At 62.3% G+C, this 17,611-nt stretch carries 12 protein-coding genes; 8 read left to right on the plus strand and 4 right to left on the minus strand.

Annotated features, from left to right (window positions below):
• Window positions 1-199 precede the first annotated feature (199 nt).
• On the plus strand, window positions 200-502 hold the full coding sequence (locus AC1RTB_RS15420; RefSeq protein ID WP_492879936.1) for a hypothetical protein: 303 nt from the start codon (window positions 200-202) through the stop codon (window positions 500-502).
• A 129-nt stretch (window positions 503-631) separates the two neighbouring features.
• Here AC1RTB_RS15420 and AC1RTB_RS15425 read toward each other — a convergent pair whose 3' ends face one another.
• A complete protein-coding gene (locus tag AC1RTB_RS15425; protein ID WP_492879935.1) occupies window positions 632-1,630 on the minus strand; it encodes a helix-turn-helix transcriptional regulator in 999 nt (332 codons plus the stop codon).
• A gap of 122 nt (window positions 1,631-1,752) precedes the next feature.
• On the opposite strand from AC1RTB_RS15425, the gene AC1RTB_RS15430 reads away from it, so the two are divergent.
• The 3 genes from AC1RTB_RS15430 (at window position 1,753) to AC1RTB_RS15440 (ending at window position 7,579) form a co-directional block, all read left to right on the plus strand.
• The gene (locus AC1RTB_RS15430) at window positions 1,753-2,664 is read left to right on the plus strand and encodes an acid phosphatase (protein WP_492879934.1); all 912 of its coding nucleotides are present in this window, start codon (window positions 1,753-1,755) and stop codon (window positions 2,662-2,664) included.
• A 194-nt stretch (window positions 2,665-2,858) separates the two neighbouring features.
• Entirely contained in the window at window positions 2,859-3,866 is a 1,008-nt protein-coding gene (locus AC1RTB_RS15435; RefSeq protein WP_492879933.1) for a DUF1254 domain-containing protein, read from the plus strand.
• Window positions 3,867-4,312: 446 nt separating this feature from the next.
• Entirely contained in the window at window positions 4,313-7,579 is a 3,267-nt protein-coding gene (locus tag AC1RTB_RS15440) for an autotransporter family protein (RefSeq protein WP_492879932.1), read from the plus strand.
• Window positions 7,580-7,677: 98 nt separating this feature from the next.
• Here the strand turns inward: AC1RTB_RS15440 and AC1RTB_RS15445 are convergent, their stop codons facing one another.
• The 3 genes from AC1RTB_RS15445 to AC1RTB_RS15455 form a co-directional block, all read right to left on the minus strand.
• Window positions 7,678-10,509, minus strand: a complete 2,832-nt coding sequence (locus tag AC1RTB_RS15445) for an autotransporter family protein (RefSeq protein WP_492879931.1) — start codon at window positions 10,507-10,509, stop codon at window positions 7,678-7,680.
• 318 nt (window positions 10,510-10,827) lie between these two features.
• Window positions 10,828-12,306 carry a DUF1254 domain-containing protein gene (locus AC1RTB_RS15450; RefSeq protein WP_492879930.1) on the minus strand — a complete coding sequence of 493 codons (1,479 nt, stop codon included), beginning with the start codon at window positions 12,304-12,306 and terminating at the stop codon, window positions 10,828-10,830.
• Between the two features lie 11 nt (window positions 12,307-12,317).
• On the minus strand, window positions 12,318-13,718 hold the full coding sequence (locus AC1RTB_RS15455) for a DUF1254 domain-containing protein (protein WP_492879929.1): 1,401 nt from the start codon (window positions 13,716-13,718) through the stop codon (window positions 12,318-12,320).
• 344 nt (window positions 13,719-14,062) lie between these two features.
• Between AC1RTB_RS15455 and AC1RTB_RS15460 the strand changes: the two genes are divergently transcribed.
• The 4 genes from AC1RTB_RS15460 to AC1RTB_RS15475 are packed head-to-tail and all read left to right on the plus strand — an operon-like array spanning window position 14,063 to window position 17,571.
• Window positions 14,063-15,169 carry a transporter substrate-binding protein gene (locus tag AC1RTB_RS15460; protein WP_492879928.1) on the plus strand — a complete coding sequence of 369 codons (1,107 nt, stop codon included), beginning with the start codon at window positions 14,063-14,065 and terminating at the stop codon, window positions 15,167-15,169.
• Window positions 15,166-15,771 carry an ANTAR domain-containing response regulator gene (locus AC1RTB_RS15465; RefSeq protein ID WP_492879927.1) on the plus strand — a complete coding sequence of 202 codons (606 nt, stop codon included), beginning with the start codon at window positions 15,166-15,168 and terminating at the stop codon, window positions 15,769-15,771. Before AC1RTB_RS15460 ends, AC1RTB_RS15465 begins: the two co-directional genes overlap by 4 nt.
• Window position 15,772: 1 nt before the next feature.
• A complete protein-coding gene (locus tag AC1RTB_RS15470) occupies window positions 15,773-16,654 on the plus strand; it encodes an ABC transporter permease (RefSeq protein ID WP_492879955.1) in 882 nt (293 codons plus the stop codon).
• The gene (locus tag AC1RTB_RS15475; protein WP_492879926.1) at window positions 16,651-17,571 is read left to right on the plus strand and encodes an ABC transporter permease; all 921 of its coding nucleotides are present in this window, start codon (window positions 16,651-16,653) and stop codon (window positions 17,569-17,571) included. The genes AC1RTB_RS15470 and AC1RTB_RS15475 overlap by 4 nt, the downstream gene beginning before the upstream one ends.
• The last annotated feature ends 40 nt before the right edge of the window (window positions 17,572-17,611 follow it).

Consider the following 17,611-nt stretch of genomic DNA (forward strand, 5'->3'; position numbering starts at 1 on the left):
GCCTCACGGCAGCCTAAAATCTAAAACACCAATAAGCAGACTCGGCCTGTCTGGGGACAACCTGTTGAGGCTCCACAGCTAGAGCACTCGACGATTGCGCTGACTATGGACACCTATTCGCACCTCTTCCCACGAACCGATGACGCCTCTGAATTGGCCGCTGCCGAAGCGGCATTGCTCGGCTAAGGTGGGGTATTACATGAGCCGGACAATCGTCGTGCTGCTCGTTGCGCTGGCCATCTCGCTGGCGGCAACGGCAGATGCAGTCTACTCGCGAAACATGGACGGCTGGTCTGCGGCTTGGTTCGCGCTCCTGGCCGCCCTTGCCGCCATCGTCACCATCATTGCGTTGCACAGTCTCATCCAGGCGTTCCGTCGATGCGAACTGCGGTCAACCTTTGATCAGTTCTATTGGCTCCTGCTCATTATCTTGCCGTTCTCGACATGGAGCTTCGTGTTGGCGGTATGGACGCTCTGCTGGCATTTCTTCGGATGGGACTAAGTGCAAACGCAACATGGACGCGACATGGAGAGCAACATGCTTGGCTCTGCAACGGTTTGACGAAGCTTCCTAATCTGCAGGTCACAGGTTCGATTCCTGTCGGGATCACCACTCAAGCAATTGATATTGCTAGCCGAGCCGCGATTGCTCGCGAAACTGGCGCGGCGTGACGCCTGTCATCCGGCGGAAGGCGCGGCTGAAATGCGCGGGGTCGGTGTAGCCGGAGGAAAAGGCGACATCGATGATCCTGCAATCGGTGTCGCGCAGAAGCCGGCTCGCATTCTCATATCTGGCCGTTTCGAGTATGTCCGAATAGGTAAGGCCGAGATGGGCGAGCTTGCGCTGAAGCGTCCGCGTGCTGACGCCTGCGATGTCGGCGACATCGGCCAGAGCCGTTGTTCCCTCGTCGAGATAGGCCGGCAGCATCAGCTTGAGCAATTCGACGATATCGTAGGCGGAAGGGCCGCCTTCGTTGTGCTGCGGCGGCGAAAACGAGGTGGCCGAACGGTTGGGTAGGCTGAGCAGCGCGATCGGCAGGCTGATCCAGGCGGCATGCTGACCTGACAGAAACCGCACATTCGGCCAGGAGGATCGCGTTGCCGGGCTCGGCGTATAAGACGATTCAAAGGCAATCGCCGTCGGCATCCAGTCGTGCCCTGCGAATTGCCGGACGATGTAGATCGGGAAAATATTCTGGATCCACTGCGAGTATTTCAGATGCAGGAGCCCTGTCCCGGCGAGCCTGCTGCAGACCCGTACGTGATCCGCGTCATGTTCGATCCACATGCTCAAAATGGTGTCTTCCCGTGACGCCTCATGGCAGGCGTGCCGGAGCGCGACGAGCAGTGTCGGTGAATGCGCGATCAGGGCCCGTGTCTTTTCCCGCATATGCGAGAAATGCAGGCGCTGGGCGGCGAGAAAGCCGAAATCCTCGATGCCCTGGGTTCTCTGGGCGGTCTCGACGAAACGCAGCGCCGGTAGGAGCGGCAAATAGAGCTCGCTCTTTTCGGCCAGGGACGATGGCAGCCGGGACTTCTCCAGGAGCGTCTCCGTCGGAGCGCCGATATCGTCGAGGATGCTGACGAAGGGCAGCAGGAACTGACCGCGCGTCAAAGGGATATCAGCCATCGGACCTCGCCGTAACCGGGTTGATGCTTTTCACAAAGCCGAATCACGGGGGAATCGCGACCGGCGGGGCAGAGCATAGCCGGTCGCGATTGGCGTGAAATGGCAAGACGGGCAAACTGCCCATGCACGAAATGCTCGCAACGGATTCGCCTGCCGAAGGGCGGGCGTTCATGCGTTTGGAAATGTCGAAAGGAATGGGAATGTCGATGACCGGGACTGCGGTACGAGCCGCACATGTTTCCCTGCTTGCGCTGCTCGCGCTCTGCGGGCAGGCCCTGGCGCAAGCGGGCGATGCCCAGCCCAAGGTCACCGACCCGCATTTCCAATTGGCTCCGGGTTATATCGAGCCAAAGGATTTGCCCGACAGCCTTGAACTGCTCGGACCGCCACCGGCAGAGGGAAGCGCGACGCTGGCGCGCGACGAAGAAGCGAGAAGCGCAACAATACCGCTGCGCGGCAAACCGCGCTGGGATTTGGCGCGCGCAGACGCAGATCTGCAGTTTCCGCAGCCGGCGAAAACCTTCTCTTGCGCGATGGGTATAGACATCGACGAAAAAGAGACCCCTCATCTCTATCGTTTGATGCAGAAGGTGCTAACCGACGCGGGCCTGTCAACCTATGGCGTAAAAAACGCTTTCAATCGTACCCGTCCTTTCGTGGTTCACAACGAAGGCACCTGCTATCCTGATCAAGAGCCACTCCTACGCAATGACGGCTCCTATCCTTCAGGTCATACAGCCGCAGGCTGGGCTTGGGCGCTGGTATTGAGCGAAGTCAACCCCGAGCGCGCCAATTTTCTCTTGAAACGTGGTCTGGAATTCGGCCAGAGCCGTGTGATTTGCAACGCGCATTGGCAAAGCGACGTCGATGCTGGACGGACCATGGGCGCGGCTACGGTAGCGAACCTTCATAGTAATGCGAACTTCCTCGCCGATCTGGAGGCCGCGAAAGCGGAGGTGAAGGCTGCGAAGGCGAAGCTGGTGCCCTCGGTCTCCGAATGCGCCGCGGAGGCTGCCGCACTGTCTTCGCAGTGACGGGGTGGCGCGCGCTGCGCGCCGCTTCCAGACATTGGCTCGCCGCCCAGACCGGACATTCCGAGCTGGGTGGATCACGGACATTTCTCGACCCAAGGCTGGCGATCAGCCGAAGCAAGGGCGCGGCCCCATCAGGTCTTGCCCCGATGAACAAATGGAAATCAAAGATGCCAATGAGGTACCGATCGATGCGAATGAAGTTGGTTTATGGCCTGAGTTTCTTGGTTCTCGCGACAAGCGCGGCGTCCGCACAGTCGGTTGCGGTCAACGTCGACAACTTCAAGCGAGCCGAGAGCGATTTCTATATGGCCAAGACGGCCGACGCGGGCGGCTTCGGCAAGTTCGCTCATACCAGGACGCCGACGCCGATCGACAACCAGCCTGTGGTCCGGATGAACCGGGACACGCTCTATTCCCAGGCGCTCTTTGACCTCGACGCCGGCCCGGTGACCATCACGCTTCCCGATGGCGGCAAGCGCTTCGTCTCGATGCAGGTCATCAGCGAAGACCACTACACCCCGATGGTGGTCTACCAGCCAGGCCCCACGACGCTCACCAAGGATAATGTCGGCACCCGCTATGTGTTCGTTGCGGTCCGTATCCTTGTCGATCCCAACGACCCCAAGGACCTCGCGCAGGTTCACGCTCTGCAAGATGCGCTGAAGGTGGAGCAGAAGTCGGCCGGTACGTTCGAGGCCCCGAATTGGGACCTGGCTCAACAAAAGAAGATCCGTGACGCGCTCGAAGCGCTGTCCGCCGCATCGGGCAGCTTCACCAACGCCTTCGGCCCGAAGGGAGAGGTCGATCCGGTCAAGCACCTGATCGGCACGGCAGCCGGCTGGGGCGGCAACCCCGACAAGGACGCATCCTACCCCTCTTTCACCCCGGCCAAAAACGACGGCACGACGGTTTACAAGCTCAAGGTCGGGGAGGTCCCCGTCGATGCGTTCTGGTCGATCAGCGTCTATAACGACAAGGGCTTCTTCCAGAAGAACGATTACGACGCCTATTCGGTCAACAGCATCACCGCCCAGAAGAGCGCTGATGGCGCGATCGACATCCAGTTCGGCGGCTGCGACGGCAAGATCGCCAATTGCCTGCCGATTACGAAAGGGTGGAATTACACATTCCGGCTCTACCGCCCTCGGGCCGAGTTCCTGAACGGCACGTGGACGATACCGGAGGCGCAGCCTGCATCATAGGAGGCATCAGCCTCGTCCGTTTGGCCCGGCAAGCAGCAGCGGTGAAGTGCCGGACATGGAGTAGCCCGATCCGAGTACAGGCAAGTAGCTGAAAGAGGCTACTTGCCTCGCGCAACAGACCAAAGCTCTCAGCGAGAGGCTCTGCTGGAACAGGGCAGAGTGCCCTCGTTGAAAGTCATTTCCTTCGAGACGGCGTGCCCATTTTGGTTAGCAATTGTTAGCAATTGCCCAAATGCCACATCCGTCCTTTTAAAAAGCTTCGCAGGGGCAGCTTGCTTGTGCGAAGCAATATATGCGCGCAATCTAATGTTGGGCAAAGGGGCGACGGAGGGGAATCCGTGCGCACTAGCTATTTGCTCAAAGACCCGGCTTCCGCGGACAATATATCCAAACCCGACTGCAACCGCCTCGTTTCGATTACCGGCCCACTGACCAGGGTTATGGTCTTGAGCCGTCCGTTGCTTTTGTTCGGGACAAGTGCCTTCGCGCTGGCTTTGTTCAGCTTGAATGAAGCCAACGCCCAGTCATGCTCGCCTCCAGCGCCTGGGCAAGTCGCGGCCAATGGCTGCGCGGCTACGGTGCCGGGCGGGACTTTCTCCACCACCGCGGTCGCAACACCAGTATTTCTGACGCAGAATATCGGTTCGATCACGGCGACGGCGCCGGTGACCCTGACCTCCACCGGCGATCTCTCCTATGGCGCGCAGGCGCTCACTGGTGCGACGATCACCATGAACGGAGGCTCCGTCACCACCAACGGCGCTGGCGCAAACAAGGGCACACCGACCCTGCGCGCCAATGGCACCGGATCGTCGATCACCGTCACGAACATGGCGCTGACCACGAATGGCGGCGGCTCCTACGCCGTCATCTCGGAGAACAATGCCGCCATCACCATCCATGGCGGCACTGTCGACACCACCAATTTGACCGTTCATGCCGCCGGTCTGCATACGATTGGCATTGGCGGCACGACCGTCGGCAGCGGCGCGACGATCACAGCCAATCAGGGCCTGGTGATCCGCGCCACCGATATCGGAGTCTTCGCAGCGGGCGGCACGATCAATCTCGACACCGTCACGGTCATCGAGCGCGTCGCCCCCGCCGGCAACACCTCGGGGCTTCGCGCAGACACCGATTCAACGCTGGGAACATCGCCCGGTCTCATCAACGCCAACAATGTCAGCATCACGATGACCAGCAATGGGTCGATCGGCGTGCTGGCCGTCGGCGGCGGCAAGGTCGTTTTGACCAACAGCACGGTTTCGACCACGGGCACTTCAGGCTATGGCTTGTCCTCAGCACAGATTGCGCCAACCTTTCCCACGATTCTGCCCGTCATCGACGCGACCAATGTCACCGTGACGACGTCGGGGTTGGCCGCTTTCGGCGCCTACGCCTTCAACGGTGCGATCATCAATCTCAACACCGTCGACATCAAGACTTCGGGCGACACCGCCTACGGACTGGCCTCCGAAGGCTTTCTGTTTGTGGGACCGCCGATCCTGACCGTGCTCAATGGAACCAACGTCACGGTCCACACCACAGGACCGAACGCCTATGGCACGGTAACCAACGAATCCGCCTTGATGAACCTGACCGACAGCACGATCTCTGCGACAGGCTCGAACGCCGGCGGCGTTTTCGTCGGCGATACCGGGTCGGTCACGACGCTGTTGCGCACGACGGTCACGAGTGCCCAATTCGACGGCGGCCGCGCCGCCGATTCCGGGCATCTCTTCGTCACCGACAGTTCGATAACCGGCGCGCGCCATGGTATCCGGTCGAATGGCGGCACGGCTGCCGATCCCAACATTGTTTCGGTCTCAGGCGGCGTGCTGACCGCCACCAGCGGCGACGCCTTCAACGCGCATGACACGGTCTCAAAAATCGACGTGCGGAACGGAACGAACATCACCGAAGGCAGCGGCAACCTGCTGAACGTGATCAGCAACGACCCTGCCACCGTGATCAGTAACGTGGACTTCACCACCGCAAACATCATCAACACAGGCAACATCATCGCGGATGCCACGAGCATCGCCAACGTCGCCATCACCTCCAGCAGCAAGATCACCGGCATCGAGCTGAACACATTCACGACGCTTGATGCTTCCAGCACCTGGATCATGAACGGCAACTCCGACATCTACCTCCTGTCCAATGCCGGCCTTGTCGACGTCACCCCGCCTGTCGGCGATCCGAACCTGCTTGCGAGCTACAAGACGCTGACGACCAATGACTATGTCGGGGTGAATGGCAGGCTGGCGCTGAACACCTTCCTCGGCACTGATGGCGCACCGTCGGATATTCTGGTGATCGATGGCGGGACGACCACCGGAAGCACCCTCCTCATCGTCAAAAAAACCCTTAGTCCAGGCGCGCTCACGCTTGCCGACGGCATCCTGGTGGTCAACACCATCAATGGCGCGACATCCGAACCCACGGCCTTCACGCTGGCCGGGGAGTTTGTCACAGCGGACGGCCAACAGGCCATCGTCGGCGGTGCCTTTGCCTACACGCTGCACTTCAACGGTGTCGGTGCCGACTCTGGCGACGAGAACTGGTATCTGCGCTCGGCAATTATCCCGCCTGGTCCGACACCTCCCGGCCCAACGCCACCGCCGCGCTATCAGCCCGGCGTGCCGCTCTATGAGGTCTATCCGCAGCATCTTCTGGCGTTGAACGGCGTGCCGACGCTGCAGCAGCGTGTCGGCAACCGCTACTGGACCGAGCCTGCCCCGGCCCCCGAGACGGTGTTCTGCAAGGACGCCTCACAGAACTTCCGCTGCGTGGTCTCCAACGAACAAGCGCAATATTATGCCGGCAACGCGGATGGCACCCGGGCGTTGATCGAAGACCAGCGGGCGATCTGGGGCCGCATCGAAGGCAGCCACAGCAAAATCGAGCCGGCCTTCACCACCTCCGGCACCGACTACGACACCAATGTGTGGAAGCTGCAGGCCGGTCTCGACGGGCTGCTGCACGAGGCCGAAGATGGCTCCAGGCTGATCGGCGGCATCACCGTGCATCTCGGCCAGGCGTCGAGCGATGTGACCTCGTTTTTCGGCGATGGCGGCATTAGCACCACAGGTGGTGGCTTCGGCGGCACGCTGACCTGGTACGACCAGAACGGCTTTTATGTCGACGGCCAGGCCCAGCTGACCTGGTTCAACAGCGACCTGACCTCGAAGGCCCGTGGCCTGCTGACGCCAAGCCTCATCGACGGCAATGGCGGTTTTGGGTACGCGCTGTCGCTCGAGACCGGCAAGAAGATCGACCTCAACAATAGCTGGACCGTGACCCCGCAAGCCCAGCTGATCTATTCGAATGTCCATTTCAGCCGCTTCACCGATGTCTTCGGTGCTGATGTCTCACTCGACAGCGGCGACTCCCTGCGCGGCCGGCTTGGCATCTCAGCCGACCACGACCAAAACTGGAAGGACGACGAGGGCAAGACCCGGCGCAGCCATCTCTACGGCATCGCCAACCTCTATTACGAGTTCCTCGACACCACCCAGGTCGATGTCTCCGGCACCAGGTTCGAGACGCGGCCCGACAGGCTGTGGGGCGGGGTTGGGCTCGGTGGTTCCTACAACTGGAACGACGACAAATATTCGGTCTATGGCGAGGTCTCGGTCAACAGCTCGCTGGAAAACTTCGGCGACAGCTACGCGCTGGCCGGCACCGCCGGCTTCAGGGTGAAGTGGTAGGAGCAAGTGGCCTGCCGGCACGCCTTTGTCTGAGCCTGTAGGGACGCCTCAAACGCAGAAGAAGCCCCGCCACCTCCAGGCAGCGGGGCGACATGGGCTCAAAGCCCCGCGGTAAAGCCGATGACGCCCTTGAACCCGTAGCCGCCGTCAAAGCTTGTCGTGGCAAGCGCTTCGCCGTGCAGGGCATATTTGCCGCGGGCCCATTTGTAGGTGCCGCCCAGGCCGATCTCGCCGCCGAAACGCTGCGGTTCGAAGGCGACGTTGACGCCCGACACCGCAACCGAGGTGCCGTCGAGGAATTCGTAGGTCAAATTGGCGATGCCATAGACATGGTTGCCTTTGGCGTCGGCGTCGTAGTTGACGGCGGCACCGAGGCGGCCCTTCAGGCTGTCGCCCTGGCGCAGCGCGACATTGGCGCCGAACGGATCGGTGAAGGCATCGAAGTCGACCGCGGCATAGGCAAGCTGTGCCTGCGGCGTCAGCGACCAGGTGGCGTCGAGCGCGATCTTGCGCCCGGCCTCGAGGCTGAACGCATAACCGCTGCCGTGGATGCCGTCGCCGATCGTGCCGATGCCGGAAGCGCTCATGTCGGAGCGCAAGGTCGCGACCTGCGCCTGGGCGTCGACATAAAAGCCAGTCGCGCCATACCAGGTCAAATTGGCGCCGATGCCATGGCTTTCGGTGGTGTTGGCACCGTCGCCGAGGCTGGAGAAGATGTCGGCTGTGGCGCGCGAATATTGCGCCGTCAGCCCGCCGACCACCATGCCGGCGGAACCTTCGTAAAGCTGGCCGTCGAAACCGACCTGCACCAAGGCGGTGTCGCTGTCATAGGTCGCATTGGCGGCCGAGGCATTGGCCTCGACATGGCCATGCGCTGCCTCGATGCGCGTCCAGATGGCGGCCTCGCGTGCCGTCGACGGGGTACCATTCACCGCATTGCGCACGCGGTCGCCGACACGCTGCTCGAGCGTCGGCAGGGCGACCATGCCAAGCAGCACCTGCGGATAGTTCTGGTAGACCGGCACGGTCGGGGCGAGGCCACCAGCGCGCAGATACCAGTCGCCGTCGGCGGGGTCGGCGATGCCGTGCTGGAACAGATTGTAGCGATAGGCACCGCCGATCGCCGGGCCGTTGAGCACGAAGGCGTCGGCCGCCGACGTGCCGTCGACCTGGACGATCCTGATGCCGTCGCCTATCGTTTCGGCACCCGCGCCGCCGACATTGATGACCCGCACCTTGGTCGCGCCGGTGCCCAAAATGGTGTCGCCGGTGACGACGAGAAGATCGCTCGGCGAATTGTCGGCGCCGAGCCTGGCTTCGATCTCCAGTCCGCCGCCATTGCTGGTGTAGTCGCCGCCAATCGTCAGCGTGCCGATCGAATTGCCCGGCGCAATGATGCCGCCGGCATTGTTGGTCGTTGTACCGACAGTGCCGGTGCCCTGCAGCCGCCCGCCAAGCACATCCATCGTGCCGCCGAGGATGCCGTTGACGGCGAGAATGCCGCCGAGCACGTTGGTCTTGCCAGTGAAATCGGTCTGATTGGCGGTCAGCACGGTCTTGCCGCTGCCGATCTGGTTGAGAGTGGCGTTGCCTTCGAGGCCCACGTCGAAGCCGTAGGCACTGTCGGTGTGGTTGAAGTTGACGACGCTGGTGCCCGAGCCGAACACAAGCTTGCCGGCGCTGAGCGTTCCCGCTGCCGTCGCTGCTTGGCCCTCGGAGCCGCCGATGTTTAGTACTGCGCGGGATGATGCGGATGTTGCCATATTGACGACGCCAGCGCCGCCCGCGACCGTCACCTTGCCGCCATTGGCGATGGTGAGCGAGGCTTCCTTGGCTCCGGTGCCAGCCCCGAGCTGGAACGCGTTGGCAGCAACGCTTGTCGTGATGAATTCCGATCCCGCTCCGGACACTCGAATACCGGCAGTCTGGGCAGCACTGCCCACGCTCGCCATGCGCATGATCGAGGTCTGCATCACGCCGCCATCGCGCACGTCCAGCGTGCCACGCATCAACGTGAAGGTGCCGCTGTTGTCCCAGCGCGACCCATCGCCCGAGACCAGGAATTGGGCCGTGCCCCCTTGATCCACGATAGCGGCCGAGCCACCGATAGTTGTGGCCGTGCTGTTAACGAGAGCGCCTTCGGTCACGTTGAGGATGCCCAGACCACGCGCGGTCTGCAAATTGCCTTGTAACAGCGAACCTTTGCCGCTCACGTTTACGGTCGCGATGCCTCCATCGGTGTACCCAACGCGCATTGACCCGTCATTTATGTAGTGCGCGCCCGCCAGGATGTTCAAAGTGGCCCCGTCAGCCGTGCCCATGCCCGTCGAACCAAGGTCGCGCACTAAAGTGCCCGCACCAGTCACCGTGACTGTCGACTTGCCAGTGCTCAGGGACACGGAAGAACCCGTGCGGCTATCAACCGTCACATTGGCGCCGTCCTTGATGACGATATCGCCGGTGTATGCCTGCATGTACCAGGCGTAGGTGCTGGGCCCGCCGGTGATGGTCAGCGTGCCTTCGCCGTCCTTCTGCAACCGCCCGCCGGTTGAAAACCCCGGCGCTCCAGTCAGTCGGAGCGACCCGTCGACTTTCAGTTCCGCACCGCCGGCGACGTTGAACACCGTGGGGCCTGCCGAGACCAGAACATTTGTACCGATGTTGATCGTCAGGTTCTTGGTGACCTCCGGCAGGGAATTGCCCGCGATGGAGAACGTGCCTGCCAGCGTGATGGTCGAGTTGGCATCGCCATCGCTATTAGCCGCTTTGATGGCGTTCACCAGTTCCGCCTGGGTGCTGGCCGTGTAGTTCGCCGCTTGGGCAGAAGTGCCGCCGGCAATCGCCAGGGTCAAAGCCAGTGCCGAATGCGACACGCCACTGCGAAGCAGGCGACCGAATGGGCGGTCGGCGGAATTTGTGGTGATGGGCATGGCTACTCCTGGCCGGGCCGCGTCCACGACGCCCCCGGTTCTTTGGTCTGATACGAGCCTTCCTTTCAGGGAGTGTGAATGCATGCAGCAAGCTGCCGCAGAGCCTGCCCCTCGTGATGCCCACCGCACGGGTAGCTTTACATAGAACTGGCTATGTCGAAGCAGCGCCCCGTCTCATTTGTCTATGCATTTTGTCTCAGTGCATCTCGCGGGTGCCCCATGAACCCAAAAATACGCGCCACCTTTCGGCTGCGGGGCAGTATGCAGACATGCATTTTGGTCAGGGCGGCGGCCGACCGGAGCAAACAAGGCGTCGGACTATTTGACCTCTTCAATATTGTCCGGTTTCCAGCTCTGGTCGAAGAACGCCTGCTTGGGACCGTAAAAACGCAGCAACGTGAACCAGCCCTTGCCCGGCACCGTCTTGATCCAGTTCTTCTCCTTGCCGGCCGGCGCGTCGGGACCGAAATACACGTCGATCGAGCCGTCGGCGTTGCTTTGAGGCCCGGTATACTGGCTGACATTCGGAAACGGCTGGCCGTTGCGCAGCTGCGAGCGGCTTGCTGAATCGTAGACGACGACCGACCAGAAATTCTCGACCGGAATGTTGGCCGGCAGGTGCAGGCGGTAATTCTTGGCGCCGTCGAGGAACCTGCCGTCACCGTCACGCGCGCCGGAAAGATATTGCGAGCCTTGCCCGACCACCTTGTCCACCATCGCCGGCGACATGCCAACGGCGATGTAGGCGAAGGCGGCGCGCCGGTCGGTGTTGACGTAACCTTGCGAATCCCAGCTCGCGCTGCCGCCGATGAATGCCCATTCCCATGTGCGGTCGCGATAGACGAGCCGTGCCGGATCGGTCGAGGCGAAGCTGTTGGTGCGCGCCATCGCCGAACCCAGCCGGGCCGCCTCGCCAAGCACCGCCTTCCCGTCCTCGTCGGGCGCGAACGGCTTGCCCTTCTCGATGCCGATCGAGGCAAGCTGGAAACGGTCGGCCGTGTCGATGATGTCGACAGGCTCGCGCGCAATCAGCGCCGCCAGATCCTCGAAATAGCCGAAATCGTCCGAAAACAGCGTGTCGATCTCCTTGCCCGATCCGTTGACGAACGCCATCGCGGGCGGACTGCCCGCCTGCGAAAGTGGGTAGATTTTGCTCGACTTCATCAGCGCCACCGCTGGGTCTGGCTTGCCGTCGACAAGGAAGCCGCGCACGCCGAACACCACGCCGAACGTCTTCGACTTGCCGACGAGATAGCCCTCGGGAACCGGACCGTCATAGCCCGGCGGCAAAAGCAGGAACTTGCCGCCCTTGCCCTTGTCTTCCCCGGTCGGGCCGATGCCGGCGATCGATCCTTGCCACATGTCGCTGAAGCCGCCGAGCATTTTGGGCGGCACCTCGACCACAACGGGGCCGTCGCGCTTTAGATCGATCGCCGCGAGACCGTAAACGGTCTCGGCGTTGCCGGTCAGGAGCAGGGTCTGGGCGTCCATCAGCGTTTCCCAGATGACCATCTGGCTAGGGGCCGCATTTCCTGCCTCGGCGATGCTTTTCCAGGTTCGGTACCAGGAGACCGCCGGCATCTGCGCCAGATACGCCTCGGTGGCGCGGTTCATCAGCAGAACGTCCCTGAGCTTCGCCGCTGCGGCATCCGTCGGATAGCCGTTCTTGAACGCGAAGTCGCCGAAGCGGGTCTTCACCGTCTCGGTGCCGATCCAGCCATGCGAGTCGGCCGTCTGCGCTTGCGCCCCGACCGACATTGCGAGGCCGAGAGCGGCGGATAGCATGATGGTCTTCATGAAAATGCTCCTCACTTCACCTTCTCGATGTCGGGCAGAACCCAGGTCTTGTCGAAGACCGGCTTTTCGGGACCATAAAAGCGGAACAGCACCTCGAACTTCCCCCCGGCAGCTGTCGGGACCCAATTGGCTTCCTTGCCTGCCGGCGCCTTGGGGCCGAAATAGACCTCCACCGAACCGTCGGCGCTCGTATGCAGACCCGGGCTGAGCGAGGAGCGGCTGACCGTTTTCTGATCGTGGATGAGCGTATGCGTCGCGCGATCGTAGACCGTCGCCGACCAGTATTGCTTGACCGGCACTTTTGCCGGCACAGTCAGCCGATAGGTGCTGGCGCCGTCGAAAGGTTCGCCAGACTTGTCCTTGGTGGTCATCAAATAATACTGGCCGATGCCCGAATGTTTGGTGCTGAAGAAGGCCATCGTGTAGGTGACGCCACGGCCATCGACAGGATAGCTGTCAGGGTCGGCGAACTGGCTCTGCAGGCCGCCGCTCACATCGGGCAAAATCGGAAACACCCATTGATGCCCTTCGTAATAGGGCGCAAACATCGTTTCGTATTGCCAGTCTAGCCAGGCGTGCGCCTCTGCGGCGGCCGTGTTCAGTATGCCCTCCGTCGTCGCGTCGGGATTGAACGGCTTGCCCTTCTCGATGCCGATCGATTTCAGCTGGTCGATCATCGCCTTGTCGCGCACAAGCCAGGGCTCGCTTTGCACAAAGCGGTCGAGCGACTGGTAGAAGCCCACGTCATAGGGGATCGTTGAATCGTAGAGTTTGCCGAGTGCGTCGACAAAGACGGTCGCGGGCGGGCTGGCCGCCCCGCTCAACGGATAGAGCTTGATCCGCTTGCCATAGTCGACGGCCACCTTGACGTCAGGCGCACTGCCGCTTTTCGGGATCGAGCGAAGCAGCGCATAGCCCTGATAATTGGCTGACGGCAGCGCGACATAGCCGTCCGGCACCTTGTCCTTGTAGCCGGGCGGCAGGATCAGATATTTGCCGCCTTTGCCCTTGTCGACGCCGGCGGGGCCGACATCTTCGAGCGCTGCCTGCCAAGGGTCCATGATGGAGCCGTTGATGACGCCGTTATCGGCCGGCGGGATTTCGATCACCACCGGCCCGTCCTTGGTGTTGAAGAAGGCCATGAGGTAGATGACGTCGGGGTTGGGCGTCAGCGTCTGGTTCTTCCAGTCGAACAGTCCGGACCAGTAGACGATCTGGTTGGGCTTGCCGCCGAGCTTGAGCATCTGCTGGTACATCAGCTCATAATTGACCGCCGGCACGCCCCAGATGACGGCCTCGACGGCGCGGCGCTCGACGGTGCGCCGCCATAGCTGCTCGGCCGAACGGTCCTGCGCCGAAACCGATCCGGCCGCCAATGTCAGGGCAAGTGCTGCAAGGGCTGTTCTAACCATGGCCTCCTCCAGTCCGATGATCATCTTTGCAGCAACACGGGCCACTCAGTCTGTCGAAATGGGAGAGGATCGCGCACCGCTCGCAGCGATTATTGCATCTAAACCAGCCTGCTGAAAGCGAATCACCCCGAATTGCCACCTCCAAGGTTGGCACTTCACGATGCCTGCCTGTTTGCAGGTTCGATCCCTGCCGGAATCACCATTTCTTTCACTCTTGACTGCCGAGCGGTTCAGGTTACCCTGAGGGAAATACCGGTCTCGATAGCCGGACGGCAAACATGCCTCGTGTGCCTCGCCTTGCGGCGGCGGCTGCGGGGCATTTTTTGCTTTTGGGGGGAAATTCTTTGAAGTCGCGCATCGAAATCGGCGTGCTGTATTCGCGCTCGGGCAGCTACAGGCTGGTCGCCGACGCTTGTTATGCCGGCGTCATGCGCGCCATCGCCGACATCAACGCCGATCCCGCAAGCGCGGTCGAGCTTATAGCCGTCGAGCGCGACCCGGGCGGCAACATCGACCGCTATGCGCCGCTTTGCGATGAGATCCTGCGCCAGAGCAGCGCGCGCCACGTCATTGGTTGCGTCACCTCCTGGAGCCGCAAGGAGGTCATCCCCGTCCTGGAGAAAGTCGGCGCAGCACTCTGGTATGCCTGCCCTTATGAAGGTTTCGAGGCAAACGAGCATGTGATCTACATGCATGCATGCCCGAACCAGCATCTGGTACCGCTGCTTGCGCATATAGTGCCGCGCTTCGGCACCGATGGCTTCCTGCTTGGTTCCAATTACATCTGGGGTTGGGAAACCAACCGCGTCGCCCGCGACCTCATCGCCGACGCCGGCGGCAGGGTGCTCGGCGAGCGCTATCTGCCGATCGGTGAAACAGATGTCGCGCGGCTGATCGAAGAGGTCAGGGCGACGCGGCCGGCCTTCATCCTCAACAATTTGATCGGCACCTCGTCCTACGCCTTCTTTGCGGCCTATGCCGAGCTGGCGCGCAACGACCCCCATTTCGGCCCGGAAAACTGCCCGATCCTGTCGTGCAACCTCACCGAAGCCGAGCTGCCGGCGATCGGCGAGGCAGGCCGTGGCCATCTTTCGGTCGGCCCCTATTTCCGCAACGAAGCGACAGCGCCCAGCGACGCGCCGGTCTCCTCCTTCGAGGCGTCGGCCTATGCCTCGGTCCAGGTGCTGGCAAAGGTCCTTTCGGCCAGGCCGGATGCCGGCTTCGCGGAACTGCCAGTATTGTTTGCGAAGAGCCGTTATCAGACGCCGTTCGGCGAGATCGCCATCGACCCGCAGACCCAGCATGCGACGCTGCCGGTCGAGATCGGCCGTATCGCAGGCCTGGGCTTCGAGCGCGTCAGCCATACCGTGCGCATGGCGCCGGACCCTTATCTCTCGCACTACGACCGGACCGAAACATTCGGGCGCCCGCGCCTCAAGGTCGTGTCATGAGCCGAAACGCGCACATCCCCAATCTCGGCGGCGCCAAGGCATTCGTGCTGCATCGGCCGCATGCGACGGTCAGCGCCATCACACGACAGCTCGTAGCCATCGGCCTTCAGGCCACCGATTGCTGGCCCGAGCTACCGGCTGACGCGCTGGCTGCGGATTTCGTGTTCTTCGACGTCGACCTTGGCTTCGACCAGCAATTTCCATGGCCGCGCGGCACGGCACCCATGCCGACCATCGCGCTGATCGGCTCGGAGGCGCCGGGCCGCATCGAATGGGCATTGTCACAAAAGGCCGATGCGCAATTGCTGAAGCCGGTCGGTAATTCCGGCGTCTACAGTGCGCTCCTCATTGCCCGCCAAAGCTTTGCCGCCCGCCGGCAACTGGCCGATGAGATCGCGACGCTGCAATCGCGGGTGGCCGAGCGCCAGACCATCGTGCGGGCGGTCACCGCGTTGATCAGCCAGGGAGCCGACGACGAACGCGCTTACGCGCAATTGCGCTCGCTCGCCATGAACTGGCAGGTCAGCCTCGAAGAGGCCGCCCGGCGCGTCGTCGCCATGACGGAAAAGGAGGGCGGCGTTGACCAGTCCCATCGCGCCTGAGATGCCTGCAATCGCATTGCCGGCGAAACGCCGCGCCGGTGTCTGGCGTCGCCTCGTCAAGAGGCCATTGGCCATGACCGGTCTGGCGATCATCGCCATCACCGTCTTGGGCGCGCTGTTTGCGCCCTACCTTACCGGCTATGATCCCAACGAACAGCTTTTCGACGGGCTGACGCTCGAGGGCGCGCCGCTGCCACCCAGCGCCACCTTCTGGCTGGGAACCGATCTTCTCGGCCGCGATCTGCTCACCCGTGTGCTTTATGGCGCGCGCACCTCGCTCATCATCGGCATCGTCGCCAATGGCACGGCACTATTGATCGGCACGCTCGTCGGCATCACCGCCGGCTATTTCCGTGGCTTCATCGGAGCGGCACTGATGCGCTTCACCGACCTGATGATGGCGTTTCCGGCCCTGCTGCTCGCCATCTGCCTTGCCGCCGTGTTCCAGCCCAGCCTGTGGATCGTCGCCATGGTGATCGCGCTGGTCAACTGGGTGCAGACGGCGCGCATCATCTTCACCGAAACGAGCTCGCTCGCCGAACGCGAATTCATCGACGCCGAGCGCACGATCGGCGCGAGCACGCCGCGCATCCTGTTCCGCCACATCCTGCCACATCTTTTGCCGACGATCATCGTGTGGGGCACGCTCGGCATTTCGACCACGGTGCTTTTGGAGGCGACCCTGTCTTATCTCGGCATCGGCGTGCAACCGCCCGCCGCGTCGTGGGGCAACATCATCTTCGAAAACCAGACCTATTTCCAGGCGGCACCTTGGCTGGTGTTCTTTCCGGGTGCCGCGATCCTGGCGCTGGCGCTCGCCTTCAACCTGGTTGGCGACGCGCTGCGCGATATTCTCGACCCCACCCAAAGGGGCCGGGCATGATCGCTTACCTCACCCGCCGCTTCATCCAGGCAGCGCTCATCCTGCTTGGCGTGTCGCTGATCACCTTTGCCTTGCTCTATCTTCTGCCCGCAGATCCGGTGCGCCAGATCGCGGGCCGCAGCGCGACACCGCAGACTGTCGAGAGCATCCGCCAGCAGCTCGGTCTCGACCAGCCCTTCGCCATTCAATACTGGCGCTATTTGACCAACCTGCTCAGCGGCGATCTCGGGCGCTCCTACATCCAGCGCTCGCAAGTCAGCGAGCTGATCGTCGCGCGCCTGCCGGCCAGCCTGCTGTTGATGGTCGGCGCGATCCTGTGCGAGCTGCTCATCGGATTGACCATGGGCCTTGTCGCCGCCGTTAAGCGCGGCACGGCCACCGACCAGGCCCTGATGGTCGGCTCGTTCATCGGCGTGTCGGCCCCGCAATTCGTCGTCGGCCTGCTTTTGCTCTACGTCTTCGCCGTCAAGCTCGGCTGGTTTCCGATCGGCGGCTACGGCACCTGGCGGCATATGGTGCTGCCTTCGCTGACGCTCGGCATCCTGGGTGCCGGCTGGTACTCGCGCATGATGCGCTCGTCGATGATCGACGTGCTGCGCCAGGACTACATCCGCACCGCCCGCGCCAAGGGCCTGGCCCAGCGCGCCGTCCTGTTTGGCCACGCGCTGCCCAACGCCATTTTGCCGGTCGTCGCCATGATCGGCATCGACATCGGCCTGTTCATGGGCGGCATCGTGGTGGTCGAAAGCGTGTTCGGCTGGCCAGGCATCGGCCAGCTCGCCTGGCAGGCGATCCAGCGCGTCGACATCCCGATCATCATGGGGGTCACGCTGGTGTCAGCCTGCGCCATCGTTCTGGGCAATTTGCTTGCCGACATCGTCGCCCCGTTCATCGACCCGCGCATCAAGCTGCGCTGATCCAAGGCCAACCAAAAGACTGCAAACCAAAAAGGGAACC

Source organism: Aminobacter sp. GW821-FHT11F06, assembly GCF_058808215.1.

Bases quoted from the DNA above. Each gene is read 5' to 3' on its own strand.
- AC1RTB_RS15420 (WP_492879936.1), top strand. From the start codon at position 200: ATGAGCCGGACAATCGTCGTGCTGCTCGTTGCGCTGGCCATCTCGCTG.
- AC1RTB_RS15425 (WP_492879935.1), bottom strand. From the start codon at position 1,630: ATGGCTGATATCCCTTTGACGCGCGGTCAGTTCCTGCTGCCCTTCGTC.
- AC1RTB_RS15430 (WP_492879934.1), top strand. From the start codon at position 1,753: ATGCACGAAATGCTCGCAACGGATTCGCCTGCCGAAGGGCGGGCGTTC.
- AC1RTB_RS15435 (WP_492879933.1), top strand. From the start codon at position 2,859: ATGAAGTTGGTTTATGGCCTGAGTTTCTTGGTTCTCGCGACAAGCGCG.
- AC1RTB_RS15445 (WP_492879931.1), bottom strand. From the start codon at position 10,509: ATGCCCATCACCACAAATTCCGCCGACCGCCCATTCGGTCGCCTGCTT.
- AC1RTB_RS15450 (WP_492879930.1), bottom strand. From the start codon at position 12,306: ATGAAGACCATCATGCTATCCGCCGCTCTCGGCCTCGCAATGTCGGTC.
- AC1RTB_RS15455 (WP_492879929.1), bottom strand. From the start codon at position 13,718: ATGGTTAGAACAGCCCTTGCAGCACTTGCCCTGACATTGGCGGCCGGA.
- AC1RTB_RS15465 (WP_492879927.1), top strand. From the start codon at position 15,166: ATGAGCCGAAACGCGCACATCCCCAATCTCGGCGGCGCCAAGGCATTC.
- AC1RTB_RS15470 (WP_492879955.1), top strand. From the start codon at position 15,773: ATGCCTGCAATCGCATTGCCGGCGAAACGCCGCGCCGGTGTCTGGCGT.
- AC1RTB_RS15475 (WP_492879926.1), top strand. From the start codon at position 16,651: ATGATCGCTTACCTCACCCGCCGCTTCATCCAGGCAGCGCTCATCCTG.